At 50.9% G+C, this 25,388-nt stretch carries 23 protein-coding genes; 14 read left to right on the forward strand and 9 right to left on the reverse strand.

Features of this window, described 5'->3' with window-relative positions; all coding sequences use genetic code 11:
• Positions 1-36: 36 nt before the first annotated feature.
• The 5 genes from mnmA (at position 37) to L2725_RS10695 (ending at position 5,043) form a co-directional block, all read left to right on the forward strand.
• Positions 37-1,155, forward strand: a complete 1,119-nt coding sequence (gene mnmA, locus L2725_RS10675) for a tRNA 2-thiouridine(34) synthase MnmA (RefSeq protein ID WP_249248948.1) — start codon at positions 37-39, stop codon at positions 1,153-1,155.
• Positions 1,156-1,158: 3 nt separating this feature from the next.
• On the forward strand, positions 1,159-1,776 hold the full coding sequence (gene hflD, locus L2725_RS10680) for a high frequency lysogenization protein HflD (protein WP_249248950.1): 618 nt from the start codon (positions 1,159-1,161) through the stop codon (positions 1,774-1,776).
• Positions 1,777-1,806: 30 nt separating this feature from the next.
• Positions 1,807-3,177 carry an adenylosuccinate lyase gene (gene purB, locus L2725_RS10685; protein ID WP_249248951.1) on the forward strand — a complete coding sequence of 457 codons (1,371 nt, stop codon included), beginning with the start codon at positions 1,807-1,809 and terminating at the stop codon, positions 3,175-3,177.
• A gap of 153 nt (positions 3,178-3,330) precedes the next feature.
• Positions 3,331-4,470, forward strand: a complete 1,140-nt coding sequence (locus L2725_RS10690) for a ribosomal protein uL16 3-hydroxylase (RefSeq protein ID WP_249248952.1) — start codon at positions 3,331-3,333, stop codon at positions 4,468-4,470.
• A gap of 240 nt (positions 4,471-4,710) precedes the next feature.
• Positions 4,711-5,043 (forward strand): hypothetical protein, encoded by a 333-nt coding sequence (locus tag L2725_RS10695; protein WP_249248953.1) that lies wholly within the window; start codon positions 4,711-4,713, stop codon positions 5,041-5,043.
• Between the two features lie 92 nt (positions 5,044-5,135).
• Here the strand turns inward: L2725_RS10695 and L2725_RS10700 are convergent, their stop codons facing one another.
• On the reverse strand, positions 5,136-5,753 hold the full coding sequence (locus tag L2725_RS10700; protein WP_249248954.1) for a dienelactone hydrolase family protein: 618 nt from the start codon (positions 5,751-5,753) through the stop codon (positions 5,136-5,138).
• A 71-nt stretch (positions 5,754-5,824) separates the two neighbouring features.
• On the reverse strand, positions 5,825-6,403 hold the full coding sequence (grpE, locus tag L2725_RS10705) for a nucleotide exchange factor GrpE (protein WP_115138995.1): 579 nt from the start codon (positions 6,401-6,403) through the stop codon (positions 5,825-5,827).
• A 92-nt stretch (positions 6,404-6,495) separates the two neighbouring features.
• Between grpE and nadK the strand changes: the two genes are divergently transcribed.
• The 5 genes from nadK (at position 6,496) to L2725_RS10730 (ending at position 12,244) form a co-directional block, all read left to right on the forward strand.
• Positions 6,496-7,374 carry an NAD(+) kinase gene (gene nadK / locus L2725_RS10710; RefSeq protein WP_248935690.1) on the forward strand — a complete coding sequence of 293 codons (879 nt, stop codon included), beginning with the start codon at positions 6,496-6,498 and terminating at the stop codon, positions 7,372-7,374.
• Between the two features lie 245 nt (positions 7,375-7,619).
• Complete coding sequence (locus tag L2725_RS10715) at positions 7,620-9,281, forward strand: L-lactate permease (RefSeq protein ID WP_249248955.1); 1,662 nt, start codon at positions 7,620-7,622, stop codon at positions 9,279-9,281.
• Between the two features lie 264 nt (positions 9,282-9,545).
• A complete protein-coding gene (locus L2725_RS10720) occupies positions 9,546-10,289 on the forward strand; it encodes a (Fe-S)-binding protein (protein WP_249248956.1) in 744 nt (247 codons plus the stop codon).
• 12 nt (positions 10,290-10,301) lie between these two features.
• Positions 10,302-11,678 carry a lactate utilization protein B gene (locus tag L2725_RS10725; RefSeq protein WP_248935693.1) on the forward strand — a complete coding sequence of 459 codons (1,377 nt, stop codon included), beginning with the start codon at positions 10,302-10,304 and terminating at the stop codon, positions 11,676-11,678.
• Positions 11,678-12,244 carry a LutC/YkgG family protein gene (locus tag L2725_RS10730; RefSeq protein ID WP_249248957.1) on the forward strand — a complete coding sequence of 189 codons (567 nt, stop codon included), beginning with the start codon at positions 11,678-11,680 and terminating at the stop codon, positions 12,242-12,244. Before L2725_RS10725 ends, L2725_RS10730 begins: the two co-directional genes overlap by 1 nt.
• 57 nt (positions 12,245-12,301) lie before the next feature.
• On the opposite strand, the gene L2725_RS10735 is transcribed toward L2725_RS10730, so the two are convergent.
• The 4 genes from L2725_RS10735 to L2725_RS10750 all read right to left on the reverse strand — a co-directional run bounded on the left by L2725_RS10735 (position 12,302) and on the right by L2725_RS10750 (position 17,426).
• The gene (locus tag L2725_RS10735) at positions 12,302-13,405 is read right to left on the reverse strand and encodes an energy transducer TonB (RefSeq protein WP_249248958.1); all 1,104 of its coding nucleotides are present in this window, start codon (positions 13,403-13,405) and stop codon (positions 12,302-12,304) included.
• A gap of 86 nt (positions 13,406-13,491) precedes the next feature.
• Positions 13,492-14,847, reverse strand: coding sequence for an MATE family efflux transporter (locus tag L2725_RS10740; RefSeq protein ID WP_249248960.1), 1,356 nt, complete (start codon positions 14,845-14,847; stop codon positions 13,492-13,494).
• 118 nt (positions 14,848-14,965) lie between these two features.
• On the reverse strand, positions 14,966-16,051 hold the full coding sequence (locus tag L2725_RS10745) for a CobW family GTP-binding protein (RefSeq protein ID WP_249248962.1): 1,086 nt from the start codon (positions 16,049-16,051) through the stop codon (positions 14,966-14,968).
• 46 nt (positions 16,052-16,097) lie between these two features.
• Positions 16,098-17,426, reverse strand: a complete 1,329-nt coding sequence (locus L2725_RS10750) for a DEAD/DEAH box helicase (RefSeq protein WP_249248963.1) — start codon at positions 17,424-17,426, stop codon at positions 16,098-16,100.
• Between the two features lie 237 nt (positions 17,427-17,663).
• On the opposite strand from L2725_RS10750, the gene L2725_RS10755 reads away from it, so the two are divergent.
• Positions 17,664-18,344: a glutathione S-transferase gene (locus L2725_RS10755; protein WP_249248964.1), complete on the forward strand. Its 681-nt coding sequence runs from the start codon at positions 17,664-17,666 to the stop codon at positions 18,342-18,344.
• A 99-nt stretch (positions 18,345-18,443) separates the two neighbouring features.
• Here L2725_RS10755 and L2725_RS10760 read toward each other — a convergent pair whose 3' ends face one another.
• Positions 18,444-20,312, reverse strand: a complete 1,869-nt coding sequence (locus L2725_RS10760) for a choice-of-anchor I family protein (RefSeq protein WP_249248965.1) — start codon at positions 20,310-20,312, stop codon at positions 18,444-18,446.
• Positions 20,313-20,462: 150 nt separating this feature from the next.
• Between L2725_RS10760 and L2725_RS10765 the strand changes: the two genes are divergently transcribed.
• Positions 20,463-21,671: a multidrug effflux MFS transporter gene (locus L2725_RS10765; protein ID WP_283164270.1), complete on the forward strand. Its 1,209-nt coding sequence runs from the start codon at positions 20,463-20,465 to the stop codon at positions 21,669-21,671.
• Between the two features lie 346 nt (positions 21,672-22,017).
• Here the strand turns inward: L2725_RS10765 and L2725_RS10770 are convergent, their stop codons facing one another.
• Positions 22,018-22,251, reverse strand: coding sequence for a hypothetical protein (locus tag L2725_RS10770; RefSeq protein ID WP_248935701.1), 234 nt, complete (start codon positions 22,249-22,251; stop codon positions 22,018-22,020).
• Between the two features lie 272 nt (positions 22,252-22,523).
• On the opposite strand from L2725_RS10770, the gene L2725_RS10775 reads away from it, so the two are divergent.
• Together L2725_RS10775 and L2725_RS10780 are read left to right on the forward strand one after the other, a co-directional pair.
• A complete protein-coding gene (locus L2725_RS10775) occupies positions 22,524-22,937 on the forward strand; it encodes an OsmC family peroxiredoxin (protein WP_249248966.1) in 414 nt (137 codons plus the stop codon).
• Between the two features lie 51 nt (positions 22,938-22,988).
• Entirely contained in the window at positions 22,989-24,350 is a 1,362-nt protein-coding gene (locus tag L2725_RS10780; protein WP_249248967.1) for a tetratricopeptide repeat protein, read from the forward strand.
• Positions 24,351-24,359: 9 nt separating this feature from the next.
• Here L2725_RS10780 and purU read toward each other — a convergent pair whose 3' ends face one another.
• The gene (purU, locus tag L2725_RS10785; protein ID WP_249248968.1) at positions 24,360-25,193 is read right to left on the reverse strand and encodes a formyltetrahydrofolate deformylase; all 834 of its coding nucleotides are present in this window, start codon (positions 25,191-25,193) and stop codon (positions 24,360-24,362) included.
• Positions 25,194-25,388: the final 195 nt, after the last annotated feature.

A 25,388-nucleotide genomic window follows, 5' to 3' on the forward strand; every position in this document is an offset into this window, starting at 1 on the left:
GGAAGCATTATTATTTTTTCAGGTTTAAAACTATCTATGACATCGATTGATCCTGCTCATCAAGGCAAAAAAGTCATCGTCGGTATGTCCGGCGGTGTTGACTCCTCAGTATCAGCCTATCTGCTTAAACAGCAGGGCTATGAGGTGGAAGGCCTGTTTATGAAGAACTGGGAAGAAGATGACACGGACGAGTACTGTGCTGCTGCGGAAGACCTCAAGGATGCTCAGGCAGTTTGCGACAAGCTGGGCATAAAGCTGCACACAGTAAACTTTGCTGCCGAATACTGGGACAACGTATTCGAATACTTCCTGGCTGAATATAAAGCCGGTCGTACCCCAAACCCGGACATCATGTGCAACAAGGAAATTAAGTTCAAAGCTTTCCTTGAATTCGCCGATGACATTCTGGATGCCGACTATATCGCCATGGGCCACTATGTGCGCCGCCATGATACCGAGGACGGCCAGACACTGATGCTGCGCGGTTTGGATGGAAACAAAGATCAAAGCTACTTCCTGTATACCCTAAGCCACGAGCAAGTTGCCCGCAGCCTGTTCCCGGTAGGCCACCTGGAAAAGCCGGAAGTGCGCCGCATTGCTGAAGAGCAAGGCCTGATCACTGCCGATAAAAAGGACAGCACAGGTATCTGCTTCATTGGTGAGCGTAAGTTCAAAGACTTCCTGGCCAACTATCTGCCAGCGCAACCCGGCAATATTGAAACTGCCGAAGGTGAAGTCATCGGTCAGCATCAGGGCCTGATGTACCACACTCTGGGCCAGCGTAAAGGTCTGGGTATCGGTGGTATGAAAAACAGCTCTGAAGACCCATGGTTTGTGGTGGATAAAGAGATGGACCGCAACGTACTGGTTGTGGGCCAGGGTCATAACCATCCTCGCCTGATGTCCAAAGGCATGACGGTAAACCAGTTGCACTGGGTAGATCGTAAAGGCCCGGCCGAAGGTGCCCGCATCACAGTGAAAACCCGTTATCGCCAGAAAGATATCCCCTGTACCGTGCATATTGCCGGTGAAGGTGAGATCAGGGTGATTTTTGATGAACAGGTAGAAGCAGTAACACCGGGACAGTCCGCCGTATTTTACGACGGTGAAATCTGTCTGGGTGGCGGCATTATCGACACATTGATAAGAGAATAAATCTTGAGTAACCCATTGTATGAAAGGACCATGGCATTTGCCGGCATTTTGCAATGTCTGGCACAGGTCCAGAAACTGGCCCGGCACGGGGAAGCCGATATCGACGCCCTGGCGGCCAGTTTAAATACGATTAACGTCACCAACCCTGATGCCACAGCAGATGTGTATCCGGACAAGTTTGCACTGCAAACCGGCTACCGACTGGTGTTGGATCAACTGGGTGACGGCAACCGCAAAGATATGGAAATCACCCGCTATTTGGTGGGCGTACTGGCGCTGGAACGTAAGCTGAGCGCTTCAGGCAATGCCATGGGCATGCTGTCTGAGCGAATTAATCAGGTACAGCGCCAGTTGAATCACTTCCAGATCAGTGACGAGCAGGTTATCGCCAACCTCGCCAGTATCTACAGTGATGTGATCAGTGAGTTGGGGCCGAAAATTCAGATTACAGGTAATCCAACCTGTTTGCAGCGGCCACTGGTACAACAAAAGATTCGCGCCCTCTTGTTGGCCGCCATGCGCAGTGCAGTGCTTTGGCGTCAACTCGGCGGCAAACGCAGACATTTAGTGTTCTCGCGCAAAGCGATACTGGATACAGCTAAGAACAGCCTCACCCTATAAATATCAGCCAAGTTCATCAAGGAGCTTTTAATGGATCTTTCCGCACTGACTGCGATCTCTCCGGTAGACGGTCGTTATGGTAGTAAAACCGCCTCCCTGCGTGGGATTTTCAGCGAGTACGGTCTTACCAAGTATCGTGTTCAGGTCGAAATCAACTGGTTGAAACTCCTCTCCAGTTGCCCTGAAATCACCGAAGTCCCACCATTCAGCGAAGAAGCCCTGGCGCAACTGGATGCCATCAAGGACAACTTCAGCGAAGAAGATGCGCTGCGGGTGAAAACCATTGAAGCGACCACCAACCACGACGTAAAAGCGGTTGAGTACTTTATTAAAGAGAAAATTGCAGACAATGCAGAGCTGGCCGCTATCGGTGAGTTTGTGCACTTTGCCTGTACCTCTGAAGATATCAACAACCTGTCACACGGTCTGATGCTCAAAGAAGCCCGTGAGCAGGTACTGCTGCCATATTGCCAGCAGTTGGTTGACGGCATTAAGCAGCTGGCCCGTGATTACCGTGACGTACCACTGATGTCCCGTACCCACGGTCAGCCAGCCTCTCCATCTACTCTGGGTAAAGAGATGGCTAACGTTGCCGTACGTCTGGAACGTCAGGTTAAGCAGATTGAAGCTGTGGAGATCATGGGTAAGATCAACGGCGCAGTGGGTAACTACAACGCTCACCTGTCTGCCTACCCGGAAGTTGACTGGCATGCTCTGTCTCAGCGCTTTGTGACCAGCCTGGGCCTGACCTGGAATGCTTACACCACTCAGATCGAGCCACACGACTATATCGCCGAGCTGTTTGACGCCGTTGCCCGCTTCAACACTGTACTGATCGACTTTGACCGTGACGTATGGGGCTACATTGCTCTGGGTCACTTCAAGCAAAAGACGGTTGCCGGTGAAATCGGTTCATCCACTATGCCGCACAAGGTTAACCCAATCGACTTCGAAAACTCCGAAGGCAACCTGGGTATCGCCAATGCCATCATGCAGCACCTGGCTTCCAAACTGCCTGTGTCCCGCTGGCAGCGTGACCTGACTGACTCTACCGTGCTGCGCAACCTGGGTGTGGGCATGGCTCACTCTTTGATTGCTTACCAGTCCACCCTGAAAGGTATGAGCAAGCTGGAAGTGAACCAGGAGCACCTGCTGGCTGAGCTGGATCAGAACTGGGAAGTACTGGCAGAGCCAGTGCAAACCGTTATGCGTCGCTATGGTATCGAAAAGCCATACGAGAAGTTGAAAGAGCTGACCCGTGGTAAGCGCATTGACGGCGCCCAGCTGGCTGCCTTTATCGACGGTCTGGAACTGCCGGAAGATGTGAAGGTAGAGCTGAAGAAGATGACTCCGGCGAACTATATTGGCCGCGCCGCTGATTTCGTTGACGACCTGAACTAATCACAGGCTTTAGCTAACAAGCAATTCTAAAATCGGCATCCTCAGGGGTGCCGTTTTTGTTTTCCACCCTACTCAGCTAATAGCCATTTCGCCAATATATCCTGACCGCCCTGTGTTACACTGCCGTCAATTTGTGCAGTGACAGGATGTAGCATGCCCTATTCTCTAAACCTCGATATCCCCGCCTTCCTCCAACACTACTGGCAGCAAAAGCCCCTGGTCATAAAAGGTGCCTATACCGACTTTATCGACCCACTATCCCCGGATGAACTGGCGGGTATGGCGATGGAAGCCGAGATCAGTTCACACATCGTCGTCACCAAAGCGGACGATTGGCATGTCGATCAGGGCCCGTTCGAGGACTTTGCTGAATATGGCGACAGCCACTGGCAGCTGTTGGTGCAAGCGGTAAACCATTATTTGCCGCAAACTGACGAATTGATGGAGAGCCTCAGGTTTCTGCCTGACTGGCGACTGGATGACCTTATGGTGTCTTTTGCCACGCCTCAGGGCGGCGTCGGTCCCCATATCGATAACTATGATGTGTTTATTCTGCAGGGCGAAGGTCGTAGACACTGGATTGTGGGTGACAAGGGTAATTACAAACCCCGGGGCAATAACCCCCAGTCCCCACTGGTGGAAGACTTTGAGCCAATGATTGACGTGGTCTTGGAGCCTGGTGATCTGCTGTATATCCCCCCCGGTTATCCCCACAGAGGCAACACGCTGGAACCTTCCATGAGCTACTCCATAGGTTACCGGGCGCCATCACAGCAGGAACTGTTTGGCGAAGTTGCCGATTTTCTGCTGGATCACTCCCGGGGACAACAGCGCTTTACCTCTGCCACCAAAGAGGACAATCAGGGGCAGGTGTCACTCTCTACTCAGTCCGGCATGGCGCAGCTGCTTACAGCACTAATCGAAGACAAGTCCACCTATAACGATATTCTCGGCAGGCTGCTCAGCCAAAACCGATTTGATTTGGATATCAGCCCTTCAGATCCCGCCTACAGCAGCGAAGAGTTGGCAGAGTTAATTGCAACCGGCAACCACCTCAGCCGTATTGGTGGGCTTAAAGTGCTGCGACTGGAGCAGGATGTACAACCAAGACTCTTTATCAATGGCGAAGCCTGGTTGTTTTCAGAATTGGACGAAGCAACACTAAGCGAGATAGCCAACAGCAAACAGTTGTCACCTCAACTTGCCACGGCCCTTTGCAACAATCAGCATAACGCGGCAATCCTGCTTGATTGGGTCAACCAGGGACTCTATTACTTTGATGATGAAGCATAGCAAACAGGCCAATATTACTCAGGCAAACTCAAGCAGATACAGATAAAGAGAAACAGAAGCCGGGATATCCCGGCTTTTTGTTTCGCGAAAAACAAACCAGCTCTCCGTCGCAAATATCCATTCCCGTCAGTGATCATGCTCAGCGTTTCAATTGCTGATTGTGGTCAGCTTAATCTTACTGTGCTGTTATTCATGCATTATCAGAGAGATAAAGTCCAATTAGCGACAGGGAGTTAGATCATGCTTAGACAAATATTCGCCAGCCTGACCGTCAGTCTTGCAGGCCAGTTTCTCAGCGCCTGTAGCTTGACCTCTGAGTCAGATTCAGGGCAGGTGCAGCTCATCACAAGTGAACGGCAATTGCCTGGACCATGTGAGCATCTGGGCTTTATTGAGGTCAGTGAGAGTGGTTTAAGCATTGAAAGTGCACATGCCAACGCCGAATATGCTCTGAGCTTGAAGGCAGCCGAACGCAAAGCCAGCCATGTCTCTCTCAATCAACAGGAACACACTGAAGGAATATTGCTCTATACCCAAAATCTGGGTGGCAATATCTACCGCTGCAATCCCTGAACATTGCCCCACTTCGACACCAGTCTGATCAAGCAATTTATCGAACGATGATCTCTATGCTGCTAAATAAACTCCAGCGGATATCTCATCAGTCAGCACTCCAGGCTGCCATCAAACTCAGGCCATATCGCGTTGACAAGACACTCATCTTCCCCAACCTCAGACATACAATTGCTGAATAGCTCGAAGCCGGGTTGGCTGAAATGAGCAGACAAGGGGTTCATAAAACCGTGCAGGAAAGGAACCTGCTGGAGGGTCAGGTTAGTCTTGCCTTCCAGCTTCATCATCAACTCTTCGACACTGAAGTGAGATTCTAACGCAGGAAAAATACAGTGAGTGGGAACAACCGGATTAATCAGTGGGTAGTGACGTATCTGCCCGCCATAAAAGAGCACTGCACCTGACACCTTGCCCATCAGCTCATGCTCACTTAAGGCCCAGATAGCGGCTGCTCCCGCGCTGAAGCCGACAAGAGAAATCTTATCATCACCACAACTCATCAGCTCTGTTTGCAAAAGCGCAATGTAGCCCTCCATACCAACCCCAGTACTGAACGCCTTATAGGCCTGAGCTTCATTCATAAATTGCCGATTGATACCTTCATAGGGGTCGATAATCTGCACCTGAGCGTGTTCCCCTTTAAACTTTTCAGCAAAGGCTTCCAGTTCCGGTGTGCGCCCAAAAATGTCAGTGACCAGTATCCGTTTCATGACTCTCCCTGTTTCTGATAAGTGGGTAATAAAAAAGGACGCCGTGGCGTCCTTTCTCAATCAAATGCTGACTAGCCCTGGGAGACCATTACCATGGCCGGACGCAGCAGTCGGTCGTTCAGCATGTAACCTTTCTGCATCACCAGCATCACGGTGTTGGCTGGGTGCTCAGCACTCGGCTGCATACCGATTGCCTGGTGCTGCTCTGGGTTGAAAGCTTGACCCATAGGATCGACTGCGGTAATACCGAATTTGGCCACGGCTGTCATCAGTGACTTCAGAGTCAGTTCCACACCTTCGATAATGGCTTTGGCGGCGTCATCTTCCACAGAGCCCAACAGTGCGCGCTCCATATTGTCGATGACCGGCAGCAGTTCGTTGGCAAACTTTTCCAAAGCGAACTTATGTGCTTTTTCTACGTCCAGCGCAGCACGACGACGGATGTTTTCCATTTCGGCCACGGCGCGCAGTGCAGCGTCTTTCTCTTCTTTGGCTTTGTTTTCAGCTTCTGCCAGTGCCTGCTCAAGCTCTTCAATTCGGAAATTGGCCTGGGTCAACTCATCCACCAGTGCAGCGTCTTCCTGGGAAACCTGGGTCTCAACCACTTCTTCAACCTGGTCCTGCGGTGCTTGCTTGTGTTCGTTGCTCATTGTTACTCCAGCTAAAAATGCTTTGTTTCTGCATACTCTGGGGGATATTATGGGGACTAAATTTGACGTTTCAAGGCCTTTCCAAGGGAAATATGACAAGCGAGTTCCGCACAATTGGTCTTATCGGAAAACCCCATCATAAGGGGACCAATTTAACTCTCAAACGCCTGCATCACTGGTTATCGATGCAGGGGTACGAAATTCTGGTGGAAGAGCGTGTCGCCTCGGAACTGGGAAACCATGTAAAAGCCGCGGATATGCTGGAGATTGGCCAGCATTGTGACCTGGCGGTTGTGGTCGGTGGTGACGGCAATATGTTAGGCGCAGCCAGAGTTCTGGCCCGCTTCGATGTCGGTGTTATTGGCGTAAACCGCGGAAATCTTGGTTTTTTAACCGACTTACCACCGGATGCGTTTGAAGAAAAACTGGCCGCAGTACTGGATGGTGAATACGAAACCGAGCACAGATTCCTGCTTGAGGCCGAAGTGCACAGACACGGCAAGCTTAAAGCCAGTAACACAGCAGTTAACGAGGCTGTTCTGCACCCGGGTAAAGTCGCCCACATGATTGAGTATGAGGTCTATATCAACGACCAGTTCATGTACAGTCAGCGCGCAGATGGCATGATAGTCGCGACCCCTACCGGTTCAACCGCTTATTCGTTATCAGCCGGCGGCGCGATTCTGACCCCTAAGCTGCAGGCGATGATTCTGGTACCCATGTTCCCACACACCCTGTCCTGCAGGCCGATAGTGGTAGATGCCGACAGTGTCATTAAGCTGAAAGTCGCTCCCCACAATGGTGAGAATCTGGAAGTGAGCTGTGACGGTCACGTCACCCTGGCGGTTCTTCCCGGCGATGAAATCATCATTCACCGCAGCCCGGAAAGGCTGAGGCTGATTCACCCCAAGGGTTACAACTACTTTCATGTACTTCGTAACAAATTGGGCTGGGGCAGCAAGCTGTTCTGAATACTCTCCATCCAAGAATTTGAAACGCTCCTTATGGGGCGTTTTTTGTTTTTACTCAGTCTGTTAGTCAAAAGACTTAGTTTACGCATGTGTACTTTAGCCAGGCCTCAATGCTAAAGTGCCTCCATGGCGTGACGTTGAAGGTGCCATCCTATGGCCTCTTTTCAATGGCAGTACACCCAAGACACTACCCGGCAATCGCTGTGGGTTTGTCCGTGTCTGTAACTGCATTGTCAGAGGTTCCCATGAGCATTATCCAAATTCTTGCCAGCCTGTCTCCCGTAATCAGTGTGATGGTTTTTCTGGTGTTGTTACGAATGCCTGCGTCCAGAGCCATGCCCATCTCCATGGTAATAACAGGTCTTGCAGCCGCTTTCGTTTGGCAAATGGATACCCAAATTCTGGCCGCTTCCGTAGTAGAAGGTCTGCTCTCTGCCCTCACCCCTCTAACCATTATTTTCGGCGCAGTATTTCTACTTAACACTCTGAAATACTCAGGCGCTATGGATACCATACGCGCAGGTTTTACCAATATCAGCGCAGATGCACGGGTGCAGGTAATCATCATCTGCTGGTTGTTTGGTGCCTTTATTGAAGGCAGCGCAGGCTTTGGCACCCCGGCCGCCATTGGAGCCCCCTTACTGGTACTGCTTGGGATCCCACCGGTTGCCGCAGCCGTGGTTGCTCTGATTGCCGATTCAGCTTCAGTTTCCTTCGGTGCCATTGGCCTGCCCGTCCTCTTTGGTATGGAGCAGGGGCTACTGCAGGGTGGTGAGAGCATGGCCGCAGCGCAGATTGCACACCATGGTGAAGACTTTGCCGACTACGCCCAATTTATTGCCATGCATATGATTACTATAGATCTGGTCACAGGCACACTGATACCTCTCGTCATCGTCAGCGTACTGACCGGATTTTTTGGCCGTAACCGCTCCTTTAAAGAAGGCCTGGCAATCTGGCCATTTGCCATCTTTGCTGGTTTTGCCTTCACAGTCCCGGCATGGTGTATCAACTACCTGGCGGGTCCCGAGTTCCCCTCTGTTATCGGTGCACTTATCGGTATGGCCATTGTCATCCCGGTTGCCCGTAAAGGCTGGCTGCTGCCATCAACCCCCTGGTTCGACTTCGACAACAAAACACCTGATGCCGATGACCAGGAAAACTCCGTAAGCACCAGTAATCATGCTACCCAGTTCAGTCAACTTGCAGCCTGGACACCTTATCTGGTGATGGCCGCACTCCTGGTGCTATCCCGCACCTTACCGCCGTTGAAAGACTGGCTGACCAGCTTTAACCTCAACTGGACCGGGCTATTGGGGACTGAACTTAAAGCAGGCTTTGCCACCCTGTATGCCCCGGGTGCCTTCTTTATACTGGTGTGCTTACTCAGTTTTGGCCTGTTTAAGATGAAAGGTTCAGCCATAAAAACCTCTGTGGCTACATCCCTTAAATCCATGGTGCCTACGGTAATCTCATTGGGCGCATCTGTGCCCATGGTAAAAATCTTCTTGAATTCAGGGGAAAACCACGCAGATCTGGTCTCCATGCCCGTCGCCCTTGCGGATATGCTGGCCTCCAGTATGGGCAACATCTGGGACTGGATTGCCCCTGTGGTAGGCATATTCGGCGCCTTCCTGTCAGGCTCCGCCACTTTCTCCAATATGATGTTCTCCGGTCTGCAATACAGTGTCGCAGACAATATCGGCGCTAATCCGGCACTGGTGCTGGCACTGCAGGGGATTGGCGCCAACGCCGGCAATATGATGTGCGTGATGAACGTGGTTGCTGCCGCGACTGTAGTGGGCATGGCGGGGAAAGAGGCAGACATTATCCGCAAGACCATGCCGGTGGCGTTGGCCTATGCCATGTTGGCAGGCACCATTGCCTGGGTTTGGGGTGGGTTTTAAAGTCATATATTGACTGTTATTGAGCCAACATCACATATCCCTTATCGACCTTTGATGTGTCTGCTGGAAGGGATTCCCGCCTATCAGAGCAATAATGACAAACACAGTTTCTCACTTTTGAGAAAGTGAACATTTGGTTTTACTAAAATACCCCTATATCTAGCATGGGGATGAGCCTATATTGGGGAGAGTTTGTCCGTATCGTGAGCTGGGTCACTGCTGGCTCACTGAACCGCGGTTCTTCCTACCGATAGAGAAAACCAGATGAAGATAGCACTTTTCATCCCTTGCCTGGTAAACCAGTTGATGCCGGATGTGGCTGTAGCCACCCTGGAATTGCTGGAGAAGCTGGGGCATGAGGTCATTTTTCCCAAAGGCCAAACCTGCTGCGGCCAGCCGATGACCAACTCAGGTTGTTACAACGAAGCCAGAAATACCACAATGAAACTGCTGAATAGTTTCAAAGGGGTGGAATGTGACGCCATTGTCTGCCCAGCGGCCAGTTGCCTGGTGGCTGCCAAAGAGAACTTTCACGAGTTCGACGACAGTCCTGAAGCTGAAGCCGTGATTGCCAAGCTGTATGAGTTGACCGAATTCCTGCACGACGTTGCACCTATTCCCGCTTTTTCAAAAGCCTTTCCCCATCGCATCAGCCTGCAGATGAGCTGTCACGGCGTGCGTATGCTGGGGTTGGCCAGTGGCAGTGAGTTTATGGGCAAGCCGTTTAACAAGGTAGAAGCCATTCTGGCAAAAATCCCGGGTATCGAAATTCGTTATCCAGAGCGCAAAGATGAGTGCTGCGGCTTTGGTGGGACCTTCGCTATGGATGAAGGTGCGGTGTCTGCCAAAATGGGCAAAGACAAAGCCTGGTTCCACGCCAATACCGGTGCCGAATATGTAGTGGGGTATGACCCATCCTGCATGATGCATCTGGATGGCATGATCCGCCGTCAGCAATTGCCGGTGCAAACCCGCCATGTTGCTCAAATCATCAACGCCGCGCTGTAAGGAGGAAGCCTGATGTCACATTCCAGTTCCGCCACCCATGCCCAGCAGGCAGAAATCTTTTGCCGTGATGAATCCCGGGTCGATTGGCACTCCAAAGCCCTGTGGCTGATGCGCGAAAAGCGTGACCGTGCCGCTGGCAGTATTCCAGAGTGGGAGCAATTACGTCAGTTAGGCAGTGAAATCAAACTGCATACCCTCACCAATCTGGCTGATCTGCTGCAGCAGTTTGAAGCCAATTGTCAGGCCAATGGTATTCAGGTTCACTGGGCTCGCGATGGTAAAGAGCATAACCAGATTGTGCATGAGATCCTGGCCCGTCATCAGGTGAAGAAGCTGGTGAAGTCCAAATCCATGCTCACCGAAGAGTGCCACATGAATCCTTATCTCGAGGAACGTGGTATCGAAGTGATTGATACCGATCTGGGTGAACGCATTATCCAGCTGGCCGGTCAGCCTCCTTCACATATCGTGGTGCCCGCCATTCATATGAAGAAGGAAGAAGTGGGAGATCTCTTCCATGAAAAAATTGGTACAGAAGCAGGCGCTTCCGATCCCACCTACCTGACCCGTGCCGCGCGTCAGCATCTGCGCGAACAGTTCCTCAGTGCCGATGCAGCTATGACAGGCGTGAACATGGCTGTTGCCGACAAGGGCGCAGTGGTGGTGTGTACCAATGAAGGTAATGCTGACATGGGGGTGAACCTGCCTGCGGTGCAGCTGCACTCCATGGGGATCGACAAAATCGTGCCCAACCTGGACTCAGCCGCTGTGCTTTTGCGAATGCTGGCCCGCAACGCCACAGGTCAGCCGGTAACCACCTATTCCAGCATGTATCGCGGCCCCAAAGCCGGTGGCGAAATGCATGTGATCATTGTGGATAACGGCCGCACGGCGATGCTGCAGGATAAGATTCTGGCAGAGTCGCTCAAATGTATCCGTTGTGGTGGCTGTTTGAACACCTGTCCGGTTTACCGTCGCAGCGGTGGTCACAGCTACAGCTACACCATTCCGGGTCCTATCGGTATTGCCGTCGGTGGCAGTAAAGATGACACCAACAGCATCCCCTGGGCTTGCACCCTGTGCGCCTCCTGCTCAGGTGTTTGCCCAACCAAGGTACCGTTGGACAAGATTATTCACCACCACAGGCGCCTTAAAGCGGAAGCGGGTCAGTTGCCCTACGGCAAAGCCAACTATATGCCTTTGGTGGGCAAGTTGATGGGCAGTCAAACCGCCTTTAACTGCTCTATGAGCATGGCTCGTGGCGCGCTGAAAATCCTCCCAGGCAGCCTGTTGAAGCCCTTTGCCGGTGCATGGGGCAAATACCGTGAACTGCCGGTAGCACCCAAGTCCAGTTTTGAACACTGGTACAAGAACAACAGGAGCGAATAATGCCGGGAAGAAATGAAATTCTCAGCGCTCTGGCAAAGTCAGCGCTGGACAAACAACCTATGCCGGTGATTGATATCGCGCCCAATATGCAGGATCTGACCGGTCAGTTCGAAACCAACCTGGCCATGGTTGCCGGTACCCTGCACAGAGATGCCACTCTGGAACTGGTGCAGGAAAAGGTTAACAGCCTGATTGCCGAAGGATTGCAGGTATTGTCTCTGGTAGAGGGGGTGACCGGTAACCGTACCCTTCCTGCAACACCCCATGAGCTGAAAGATATCGACTATGCGGTAATCTCAGGCGAGCTGGCGGTGGCCGAAAATGGCGCCATTTGGGTAACAGAGCAACATCAGCACAGAGTCACGCCTTTTATCTGTGAAAACCTGCTGTTGGTAGTAGCTGAAGAGGATCTGGTTGCCAATATGCATCAGGCGGTAACTAAGTTGACACTGGAATCCGGCTCCTGCGGTGCCTTTATCGCTGGCCCATCCAAGACTGCCGATATCGAGCAGTCACTGGTTGTGGGTGCCCACGGTGCATGCAGCCTGGGAGTGTATCTGGTTTAGCCGGATCACAATGCCAGTTCTTTTGTACAAAAAAAGCCGCTTTTCAGCGGCTTTTTGTTATTTACCCAATTTAAAATCAAATTGCACCGTATTCAAAGCTGCTAACGGTTTGCCATTTTCAAACTTGGGTGCATAGCGCCAATTTTTGATCGTTTTCAGTGCAGATTTTTCATAGGCCTTGCCACCTTCAGACTTAATGACCTCGGGCTCTCGAACAAACCCCATCTCATCGACGGTAAATTGCATCTTTACCAAACCCTCCTTGCCACGTCTCGCTGCAGATACTGGAAACTCCGGAGGAGTTCTAAAGATAGGTTCCTGCTCCTGCGAGTCCTTCCAGGGCTTCATGCTGCCAATCGCCAGACAGTGCTTGGTAGCCTCTTCCCTATTGCCCTTTTTCTCATAGAGCTCCACCAAAAACGCATGAGCAGCAAGTTCCACTGCGTTTGAATAGTCCAACACCTGAAATTGCTCCACGACATTCAACAACAATTCTTCAGCCTTACTGTATCGACGCTTCTCCATCTCATATTTTGCGACCTGAAATGCAGCCAGATTCCTTTCCAGTGCATTTTCTGGTGCGTGCTCGACATATAAGTCGTACGCATCAAACAGATATTTTTTGGCTCTTTGCTTGTATCTGGCTGTTTGTCGCAAAGCGGTCGCTGCTTCGGCCATAACCCAAGCTTTAAACAGTGGCGAACTTTCCTCTGCGAGCCCGACGGCTCTGGTCGCAGCCATTTTAATCTCGCTCTCTGTCTTAAAACCAAATTGATAACTATGGGCAAGTTTCAATAAAGGCTCAATTAGCTCAACACTCTCTTCACCATATTCTTTTTCGTACACTTCAACCACATACTCCAGCAGGTCACTGGTTTGAGGGAGTGTTGAGTCGGATGCTGTCCTCGCGTCATAATTTTGAGGAAGTTTTATGGCATTAGCATAATTCATCGCCAGATTGGCGCTGTTGATATGAGATTCGCCAAATTTGGCTTTTCCCAGCTCAAAAGCGAGTTTTGCCTGCTTCAATTGCTCAGCGGCGTCACTATTTTCTACCGCTGATTGATAGGCAGCATAAACATCGGAAAAAGAGGTTTCGGCCTGCACAATGCAGGGCAAAGTGGCGATTGCCAGCGCCAGAATAATGGGCTTCAAAGTCATTGTTTGTCCTTAAACAGTTTCCTTTTGAAACGGAATCATAACAACTCAAATGACTTTGTCTATCACCCATCCTTCTGGCTTATTGTTCACATATGCTGTCTATCAATACGTCTGATGGCAAACCACATCCAGATAAACAGAAGTGTCGACGTAATTGACAATGATAGCCAAACTCCTGTGGTACCGAACTGCCAGGACATAAGCCAGAGCAGAACCGCGATCAGCAGCAGTTTTGCCGCCGTTAAAATAGAAGCTTCGCGGCTGTAGTTGACAGCCTGACAGAAACTGGCGCCCACCAGCAATAAACCTTCCATTGGCAATCCCCAGAAGTAGAAGTACATACCTTCTATCGCAACGGGAGCCAATTCCGGGTTGTCTCCGGCAAACATATACACCAGCCAATCTGGTTTTGAATAGATAAACACCAGACCTATCACCGCGATGATAGCCGCAGATATAAAGCCAATGCGGCGAGCCTGTTTCACCCTGTCATATCGTTTGGCACCGGCATTGAAACTCAAAATGGGCTGGGCACCAAAGGCGATCCCTTCGAAAATCAGATAAAACAGAGCTTCTGTGTAACTGACAATACCGTAAGCGGCAACATGAATTGGGCCGCCAACCCAAAGGAAAGCCATATTGTGCAGAGTCAGCACAATCGACAGATAGAGGTTCATCAGAAAACTAGGCAAACCAACTCTGGCAATATTGAAGCAGTTATCCAGGGTTAGCTTCATCTGCTCCAGATCAATCCGAAGCCGGGTGCGGTCGGAGAAGAAGTGATACATACAAAGACCGGCTGTGGCTGCCTGGGACATCATGGTGGCGACAGCAGCGCCTGCCAATCCATAGGGCCAAACAACGATGAACAACCAGTCGAGAAAGATATTGAGTACGCCACCAAAAATCAGCACCCCGGTAACGAACTCTGGGCGGCCATCATTTCTGAGCAGGGTGGTGAAAGTTAATGAAAGAATGGGGAATACACCCAGGGCGAAATACCAAAACAGATAACTGTTGGCACTCTCCAGCACGGCCCCTTCTGCCCCAAGCGAGTTCAGGATATGTGGCGACAGTGTCGTCCCCAGAAGGGCGAAAAGCACGCCTGATAGCAGTGCCAGCGTAAAAGCATTACCGACAAAACGCCTGGCTTTGTCTCTGTCCCCCTGCCCCAGATTGATGGAAACCAGCGCTGCGGCCCCCATACCTATGAGGGAACCTACGGCATACAGAATCGCCCCTATGGGGTAAGCCAACATCATGCCAGCCAGTCCCTGCTCCCCCAGATAGTGCCCAACGAACATGCCATCAACGGTCACATAAATGCCGGTGACCAGCATGGACAGCACAGTGGGCAAGGCATAACGCCAGAAGAGTTTCGGAACCGGATCTGAGAGCAAACGCTGCTCGGTTTCCGACACTGAGTGAGTTTGCTCTGTCATTAGAATTACAAAGGAGTGATAAAAATTGCGCGGATTTTACCTAAGTTCCGCACAAAAATCATGACATCAGAAGATGTTAGCAAGCCAAGAATGTAAACCGACCCACTTTCAGAAAAGCTCAACACTCCGAAGCACGACATTGCAGCAGTTGCTGTTGCCACAAACTTTGTTCAATGGGTTGATCGCTGATGATTTCGATTCTGGAGTCCAAGGCATCATCAAGCTCATTGATACTCAAGTCGCCATCCACCAGATTAAATGCAGCGATACCGTCCAGAGTGATCATTACCGCCTTGAGCCGGGTCAAATTAGCGTCCCTGATCAGGTGAACCAGCTTGTCGAAATCAAAACAGTAGTCCGGGGTAAACACCCAACCATGGCTGACAAACCCATCCCCCTGATTGGACTTCTCACATATCCCCTGTTCGTTGAACTCCAAGGGCTCTGGCTCATCAGCAGCCTGAGTCTGTCCCCAGCCATTGTGCTGATTCGCTGGCGGAAACAGTAAAGAAGTTGAAGCAGATAGCATGCCGGTTTGATCCTGTTTTACCGCTTTTATGGCTGCCGGTTTCTTTGCCGTAATGTTCAGCGCCTCAATAATCCGGTCGTCCAGCTCATACTGGTTATCCAAGGGCAGACACATTTGAGGATTCACCCCCTGTCCAGCCAGAAAATCGGTCAGCTCTGTCATTTGTTGTGGCGAAGACTCATAGGTATCCGCTTTGCTGGCCAGCACCACATCAGCGACACTCAGCTGCTGACGGAATATTTCATGCTCAGAATAGCGGCTGTCTGCCAGCTTGCGGGCATCCACCAGACAGAAAGTGGATTTAAGAGACAAGGCATTGCTCAGGAAGTCGCTGCCCAGCATTTTGAGGATTTCGGCTGGATGTCCAAGCCCTGTAGGCTCAATCAGCAGCCGATCCGGATTTACCCGACTCAACAATTGGGTAACCGCAACCTGTGTTGGTACCCCGGCAGCGCAGCACATACAGCCACCCGGTACCTCTTTAATGGTCACCTTCCCCTGGCTATTTTCATCAGAGAGAAGCGCGGCATCCAGTCCAATTTCACCAAATTCATTCACCAGCACGGCCCACTTATCACCTTCAGGACGGCTGGCCAACAGGCGTTTGATAAAGCTGGTTTTTCCGCTGCCAAGAAAACCGGTAATTACATTCACCGGAACGGATTGAATCAACATGTCGTTTCCTTACTCTCGCCTCTGATGATATCTGTCTTCCCGCGAGCTATCGCTTCCAGCCGGATTGCTGGCCGGACTTGCGGTTTGAGCTGGATTTAGCCCCACTTTTCTGGCTGCCTCTTTGACTGGCGCCACGACCAGAGGCTCTGTGCTTGTCACCGTTATGGCGTTTTTTGTGACCACTGCCAGTGTGGGCGGAACGCTTGCTGTCCATCATCTCATAACGGGCTGGCAGAGGCGCCCCCGGCTCGTAGCCCTCAGCATGAGTAATATTCAGCTTCTCTCCCATATGAGACTCAATCGCTTTAAACGCCAAGCGCTCAGAGGGTGACAGCAAGGTCAGCGCCTCACCTGAGTGTCCTGCACGGCCGGTACGGCCAATACGGTGCAAATAGTCTTCAGGGTTCATTGGCAAATCAAAGTTCACCACCAATGGCAGCGCAGCAATATCCAGTCCCCGGGCGGCAACATCTGTGGCCACCAACGCACGTATTGCACCGGATTTAAAGTCTTCCAGCGCCTGAGAACGTCTGGCCTGAGTTCTGTCGCCATGGAGCACAGCACAAGCGATGCCATCCAGCTGCAGCTCACGCAACACCTGTTCTGCCAGTTGTTTGCTGCCGGTAAATACCAGCACCTGTTTAAGGTTCTGCTTGCCTATCATCTCTGCCAGATATTCTGACTTTCGGCGCGGATCCAACAACACACCACGCTGGGTAATTTGCTGGTTGGCTTTATTGGCTTCCAGGTTGACCTGGGCAGGCTCAGCCAACATGGTGTTGGCCAATACGCCGATCTCAGGTGTGAGAGTTGCTGAGAACATGGCACTTTGATGCTCGAGCGGCAGATTACGCTTTACCCTTTGAATATCTTTGACAAAGCCCATATCCAGCATGCGGTCGGCTTCATCGATAACCAGATATTCAACCTGAGACAGAGACACATATTCCTGATACATCAAGTCAAACAGACGCCCCGGCGTGGCAATTAAAATATCCACGCCCTGGGCCAATAACTTGCGTTGTGGGGAGATATTCACGCCGCCAAACACCATGGCCACGTTCAAAGGCTTATCGCCGATAAATAGCTTAAAAGCCTCGCCCACCTGAATGGCCAACTCGCGGGTTGGGGTCAATACCAATACAGTGGGGGCATTGGCTCGCTTGCTGTCGCGCCCAAAGGGGTCAGACTGGAGCAACTTTTCCACCAGAGGCAATGCAAAGGCACCGGTTTTACCTGTACCAGTCTGAGCACAGGCCAGCAGATCCCGTCCCTTCAGCAACAGAGGAATGGCCTCCCGCTGCACAGGTGTTGGCTCACTGTAACCAGAGTGAGAAATGAGTTCAGGACTTAGCCCCAAAGTGGAAAAAGACATGGTGAATACCGCCGAAAAAAGAGGGACGAGAGTGTAGCAGAGAAGCGCGGACGAACCCAGTCAAACCCGCTGAGTTTACACACAGGGACGGTGCAGCAATATACAACCGACTTGACTGGTATCATCTGGGTTTTCACAATGCCTTCTGCTGGCATATCAAGCGACTACAATCTGAGCAAATTAACAGTGCCAGCCAATCAAGAACACATACCTCAAGGCCATAGATTAAGGAAAACCATGACCAATAGCCTGCCGCTACTCTACAGCTTTCGTCGTTGCCCCTATGCCATGCGTGCCAGACTGGCATTGCTGACCTGTGGTATTCAGGTAGAGCTAAGAGAGATACTGCTGAAAAACAAGCCTGAACACATGCTGGAGCTGTCTCCCAAAGGTACAGTTCCCGTAATGCTGTTGGCTGATGGCAAGGTATTGGAGGAAAGTCAGGATATCCTTTTCTACGCCCTTAACCATATGGCGCGGGAACATATGCACGCCTCCGACGACAAACTGTGGCTGGAAAGTCATAGAAGATCCACTCAAAATTGGCTTTGCGCCTGTGATCAGGAGTTCAAACCCTGGCTGGATAAATACAAGTATGCAGACAGGTTTCCGGAGCAAACTGAGACATGGTATCGGGATCAGGCCTGTCAGTTTCTCAACCTTCTTGAGCATCAATTATCCAGCCAAACCTATCTGGATGGTAATAAGCCCAGTTTGTCAGATTGGGGGGTAATGCCCTTTGTCCGCCAATTTGCCGGTGTTGATAAAAACTGGTGGCAAACACGCCCTCTGCCTCATCTGGCCGATTGGCTGCAACGACTCATTGATACCCATACGTTCAGACAGTGCATGCAAAAATATCCCGAGTATCTTGAGACAGGCGAAACCTTTGAGTTTCCTCCCTGTACCAGCAAGTAAGCCAGACCAAGGATATATAAGAAAACGGCGCGCCTGTTGCAGACACGCCGTTTTGCGTTAAGCCAATTCAGCGCAGTGCCATTGGTCTGGTATCAGCCATCACTCCAGCACTAACTGATATACCAAAGTGGTACCGCTGACCTCATTGCCAATAATCAGCAAAGGTTTGCCATTCGGGCTGTCGGCCGCGTCGACAAACTTCATCCCCTCCGGGCCAAGATCGCCAGCCAGTCCGGGCTGGCCGGTAATGGTGTCGCCATCAATCTCAAAATCCACACTGAAATCACGATTCACCACATAATCCACGTACCTGACAGCAAACGGGTTTGATATGTCGTAAATCATAAAACCTGAGGTACGCTCCAGACCGACAAAGGCAAAGGTTTTACCCCCGATGGTGCCGACGGCAAGCGCCTCCGGTTCAGGGCCTTTATCATCACTACGACTGTCGCCCTTATTCTGCTCGTTATGGTTATTGAAGTCACTGCCCAGCAGAGCTGCTGTAATCCGCTCAAAGTCACTGCCACTGTCATAGACAAGATTGCCGTTGGCATCACGAATAGAGAAAGACCGCCCACCATAAGAAACGATAGTGTCGTAATCTCCGTCCCCATCCGTGTCGCCCATTGAGGTCGTCACCTTCAAACGGCCCAACTGGGTCTTATCCTGAGCAGCTGCAAGCTGAGGGTGGTTAGGATCCAGAGTCAGATCATCGGCTCTCACTTCTTCAGAGAAGCCAGCATAGTCACGAGCATCTCCTTCATTGGCGGTAATGTAAAAATCAGCGCCTTTGTAGCTGAATGCCACCAAAGTATCAGGTTGATACATACCAACCACCTGCTCCCAGCTTTGAAAGCTAATGGCGTCATCCTTATCACTGGCATCAAGGGCATTGGCAGGCAAGCTGAAATCCTTAAAGCCTAATGGCTGGAGAGCGACCACTGAGTTATCAGTCAGATCCAGTTTGGCCACAGCATTATTTTCCTGCAGGCTGACCCAGGCGGTTTTACTGTCGCGGCTTAGGGCGATGTACTCAGGCTCTAGATCCTGAGCCACGCTGCTGCCCGGCCCATTAATCTTAATAAGCTCGGAAACTTCATCTTCGCGACTGCCACCGACATTAAAGTCGGTAAAACCAATAGTTAATGCGGTATCTGCAGGCATGCCATCGGTAATGGCAATCACAGAAACGCTGCCCTCGGGGTCAAGGGTGTAAGCATTATTGGGTTCACCTTCATTGGCCACCAGCAACTTGCTGCCATCCGGCGTAAAAGCAAGATTGTCCGGCAAAGCGCCAACTTCAACCGCCTTCAAATAAGTGGCCTCCCCTGCATCGCTCATGGTGTAAAAGGCGGCATATCCATTGGACTGCTTGCTGTTGGTGCCATCGCCGCGCTCAATCGCTGCTGCCAACAGATTGCCTGAAATAGCGACACTGTTAACCCCACCCAGATTCGGCAAATCAATGTCGGCAGTCACATCCAATGAATCGAGTTTATTGATGTTATCAAGGCCAATGCCGTTATCGTCTGCAACTGTAGCACTGGCCAGCACCTCAGCATTCAATATATCGAGCTGACCACTGGCAGCATTAACTACAAAAATACGCTTGGAAACGGAATGATAAGCGACAATCTCCGCAGCGCTGGTGCCATACTCACCGGACTGATAACGACCAATCAGCTGGGCATTCAGCTCAGGTGACGCGCCATTACAGATGACCTGAGTCGCATCCGCATTCACTTCATCATCTTCAAGAGTATCGTTGCGGTTGGCATCCAGCCCGGTTTCGATTAACTGCCCGCCCAGAGCACACTGCTGATGTCCTACAGGCAAAGCAGTTGTGCGAATAAGCGCATTCAAACCGTCATTGCCACTCTGCCCATCGGTGCCATCACGACCGTCATCCCCATCACAGCCCATCAACAAGACGGTCAGCACACCGGTCGCTATCACTTTATTGTTCATTGTTATCTCCCTGTATTCATTTAGCTTCAGCAAACTAAGGAATAGAGAAGACAAAAAGGTGACAGACAGATGACCAAACAGTGACAGCGTGACAACTTATGACGGCAAAGCTACCATAGCGCCACTCCCCTAACCTCCCAGGGATATAAATTGAACTCAAGCGCTGTTCCAGCTTCGCCCCACGCCAGTTTGAAAATTCTGCTGCCCATGCTGGCAGCCGTTATCGCCATTAGTCCTCTGGCAATTGATATGTACCTGCCCGCCATGTCCAACATTGCAGCGGCATTTCAGACTGAGCTGCCTTTAGTACAGCAGTCTATGAGTGTCTATCTGGCGGGGTATGCGGCGGGTATGCTGCTGTTTGGTCCATTAGCCGACAAGCTGGGCCGCAGAGTAATGATGCGCGTGGGACTGACAGGTTTTATGCTGGCCAGCGCCGCATTGGCTATGGCTCCGGATATCGGCAGCTTTTTGGTTGCCCGCGCTGTTCAGGCATTCTTTGGCTCGGCAGCCACTGTGGTGGTGCCAGGTTATGTGCGTCAGCTTTATGGGCAGGAGACCGCCAAAGGGATGTCCTATGTGTCCCTGATTATGATGCTCGCGCCGTTAATTGCGCCAACGCTAGGCAGCGGCATTATGCACCTGTGGCACTGGCAGGGTATTTTTGTGCTGCTCACGGTTTATGCGGCTATTCTGATATCAATGAGCTGGTTGGTGCGTATGCCAGCGGAACCTCACAGGGATCCCAACCAGGCACCAGTAAGCTTCTTTGGCCGCTATAAAAGAGTATTTGGCAGAGAGCATATTGGCCCTAAGATCGGCGCCAGTATGCTGACATCCTTTGCGTTTTTCACTTATCTCACCGGCGCTCCCATGCTCTACATGGAAGTATTTGGGCTGAGTAGCAGCACCTTTGCAATTATTTTCGGCTGCAATGTTGGCGCACTTATGCTGGCTAACCTTATCAACACACGATTGGTATCACGGCTGGGTTCCAAATGCATTTTGAAACTCGCTTCAATGCTCGCCTGCAGCCTGGCGATATTACTGCTGTTCAGTGCCTGGCAATCCTGGCATATCTGGCTGCAGATGATACTGGTGGCCAGCCTGATTGGCGCAGGCGCTGTGGCCTCGGTTAATGCAGATGCCTTGATTCTGATGCAGTTCAGTGAAGAAACCGGTACAGCTACAGCGGTAATGAGCACCCTTAAGTTTGGCGGTGGTGCGCTGGCGGGGCCGATTCTGGCGGCGTTTCACAGTACCAATGCAATGCCATTCGCAGCCATGATGATGACAACCCAATTACTGGTACTAAGCTGTTATTTCCTTGGATACAGCAAGCATAATCCCGCCAGGTAAATAATATACCAATCCGCATAGAAGATTGATCTCATCAGAGCCATGTCAGCCATTCGAGTACAATCCAAATTGGTGACGACATAGTGGTTCTATGACTAGACAATTTGGAGCAGTAATCGTGTGGCTGACAGGCTCCCGAAGGGCGAGTTTTAAAGGCGCGCATACTGCTCAGAGCTCTCTTGATTTATCCCGATAGGTCTTCGCTCGCTCCGATTGTCTCCACGCCTTTAAATTCTCGCTGAGTGACTAAACTCCTATGCGGATTGGTATTACCCTGAAAGACACAAAAAAAGCCTGACTCAGTCAGGCTTTGTTCTGCTACCCAAAGAGCTTGAGCTTTAAAGCATCAGGCTTCAAATTCCAGTTCAATATCCGTGCACTTCTTCGGGCAGTATATGCCGTACTTCTGCTCTCCCGATTTGTTCTCTTCAGCAGCCTGCTGCTTACCGGGCACTCTCAATTGCAGTGACTGACCACATTCAGGGCAGCTCACCCTTTGTCCCTTACCCATACGTTTAATCAGATTCTTCTGCTCATTAAACGACCTGGCACTGTCTTTATTGATTTGAGTGAAGTCCATCATAGGCTCTTTATACCAGTCATATTCTCATACAGTTCGCTGGCAGCAGCTTCAAGTCAAACAGCTCGCGCTCCTGCCCCCAAGATAGAAAACCTATTTCGGGAATCAATTTATTCTGCTTCGTCACAGACTTTAAGGCTGGCTATTCTAGGTCATCAATAACGCTCAAGCCAGTAAAACAAGCCTTTGCCCGACCGGGTACTCAGCGGTTTTATCTGAATCAGCTTGATGAGAGATTTGTCATTAGCAACCCCGAAACCAAGGAGCACAATATGCCAGTACAACAAGCACAATCGAAGTGGGAAGGTACTCTTAAACAAGGTAAAGGTGTGATGCAATATGGTGACGTCACAGGCCCGTTTACGTTCGCCTCACGTTTTGAACATGGCCCGGGTACCAACCCTGAACAGCTTTTAGGCGCTGCCCACTCAGGCTGTTTTTCTATGTTCCTGTCAGCATTGCTTTCTGAACAAGGGTTTGTCCCCACGATAACCACCACGGCAAAAGTTCACCTTGGTGAAGACGATGGTCCCAAAATCACCAAAATTGAACTCCTTTCCTCAGTGTCTGCCGATGGTCTGACAGATGATGTTCTGCAAATTCATGGTGCGACAGCCAAACAAAGGTGTCCTGTTTCAAGGCTATTTGCCGGTACAGAGATCACCCTGTCACTGACCCTGGCGTGAATATGATCAGCAAAGAATAACCCGGACAAAGCAATATAAGTGAGGATGCAAATGGAAACGGATATAAGAGGCCTGGCCCTTACAGGCATGGATGTTGATGGCGTGTCAAAATATGACGCTATGATTCAGGCGCTTTTCGACTACAGGCCAAACATAGCCTCTTATCTGCAACCTCTTATCGATGGCTATCCCGAATCCGTTATGCCCGGCGTGATTCTGGGCTACGGCATGGCTTCTGAAGGCAGGTTTTCCACTCTGCCCAGGGTAGCCATCATCGCCGCAGATCTCTGTGAACGTTATGACACAGTCACCAGGCGGGAGCAGATGCACATAGATGCGGTTTCATCTCTGGCAAAAGGTAATCTCAAGCAGGCGATTGAAATCTGGGACAGTCTGCTGGCGCTGTGGCCTCTTGATCTGGTGGCGTTCAGGCAGATGAGTCTGAATCTGTTCTGGTTGGGACAAAGGCGCAGGCTCGCAGATCTCTGCGCCAGATTAATGCCAGCCTGGGGCAAAGACACGCCACAGTATGGTTTTTTTATCGGACCATTGGGTTTTGCCCTGGAGGAAATCGGGCAGTACGCCAGAGCCGAAGAGTATGCCCGTGAAGCCGTTGAATTGAACCCGTCAGATATGTGGGCAGTGCATGCCGTTGCCCATGTGCTGGAAATGCAGGGGCGCAACCGGGAAGGAATTACATGGCTCCAGCCCAAAAGTAAGCAGTTTCATCAGCACAACGCTTTTGTGGGGCACCTATGGTGGCACCTTGCACTGTTTCACCTGGAGTCCGGCGATATTGATCAGGTATTGTCTCTGTTCGATGATCAAATCTACCCACAGCATTCAGACTTCTATCTGGATATCCAGAACGCCGCATCACTGCTGACTCGTCTCAATTTCCTCGGCGTCAATACGGAAACCCAGTGGGCCCAAATGGCTGATGCCGTGATTAAGGCCCATGGTGACTATCTCTATGGGTTTACAGAACTTCACTCCGCTATCGTCCTCGCCCGCAATGGTGAGTTTGGCCGACTCGGGCAGCTGAACGATGACCTGGAACAGCGACTCAGCCCATCAACCAGCAAGCCCTGGCTAACAGCTCAGTTGACCAGAGCCATTACTGAATTCCACTCGGGGCAATCATCCAATGCGGCAAAGCGGATGGCGCCACTAAGATATGATCAATTGGCACTGGGGGGCAGCCATGCCCAACAGGATCTGTTACTCCAGTACCAGATAATGGCGTACCGGCAAGCATCGGATTTAGCAGGCATGAAATCCGCATTAAAAGAGCGGCTGGCCAAACGTATGCCGCTGGATGATATGACTGAGTTCAGGACCAGATTGAGCGAGATAGATAAACTCACACTGAACAGCGATATCAGGCAGTATCTGCAAAAAGTATCAGCATAAAAGCGCTTATTACAGGATCACGGTTCTGTTGCCATAAACAAATACCCTATCTTCCAATACCAAATTAAGGGCTTTGGAAAGCACGGTTTTCTCAACATCCCGCCCGGCCCGGGCCATATCTGTAGCACTGAAGTTATGGTCCACCGGGATCACCTGCTGATGGATAATCGGACCTTCATCCAAATCATCAGTCACAAAATGGGCGGTGGCACCGATAATCTTCACACCACGCTCAAACGCCTGTCGGTATGGGTTGGCACCTATAAATGCCGGTAAAAAGCTATGGTGAATATTGATGATACGGCTGGCATAACGGCTCACAAATGCGGGGGTTAAAATCCGCATAAACTTGGCCAGCACCAGATAGTCAGGTTCGAAGCCGTCCACCACCTCGGCAATCGCCAGTTCATGTTCATCACGGCTCATATTTTCGTGGGATACCGTCACATAGGGAATACCAAACTTTTCGGTCAACTCACCGAGATCCGGATAGTTACCCACCACAGCAGCAATCTCCACGTTCAGGCTGCCATCAAAGGTTTTAATCAGCAGATCGCCCAAACAGTGAGCCTCTTTCGTCACCAGCACCACAATGCGCTTACGCTCTGCCCCAACCAATTGTCTGTGGCTCCCGTTGGGCAGAACCCGGTCAAGATCCAGCATCAGGGTATGGTCGTTAAAAATACCTTCCAGTTCAGTCCGCATATAAAACTGACCACTGGCATGGTCCACATACTCGCGGTTGTTGATGATGTTCAACTGATGCTTGTAACAGATATTGGTGATCTGAGCGATCAGGCCTGTGGAGTCCGGGCAGTCGGTCAGCAGAATTTTTCGCTCCATGGGTGACCCTTAAGATTTTATTTGCTTCTTTGTATCCCAGAAGGTCATCTGCGGTCAAAAATCCTGCGAAAAGAAAATCGACGCAATTTACTGAAACTGTGGCTTTCTGAATATTTTTCATACTCAGGTATTTCCTGCCAATTGCGGCTTGTAAATTAATCCCCCCAAAGGTACGGTTAATTTTCGCCCACAACG

This window comes from Shewanella corallii, from assembly GCF_023349125.1.
GTDB classification, from domain to species: Bacteria; Pseudomonadota; Gammaproteobacteria; order Enterobacterales; family Shewanellaceae; genus Shewanella; species Shewanella corallii.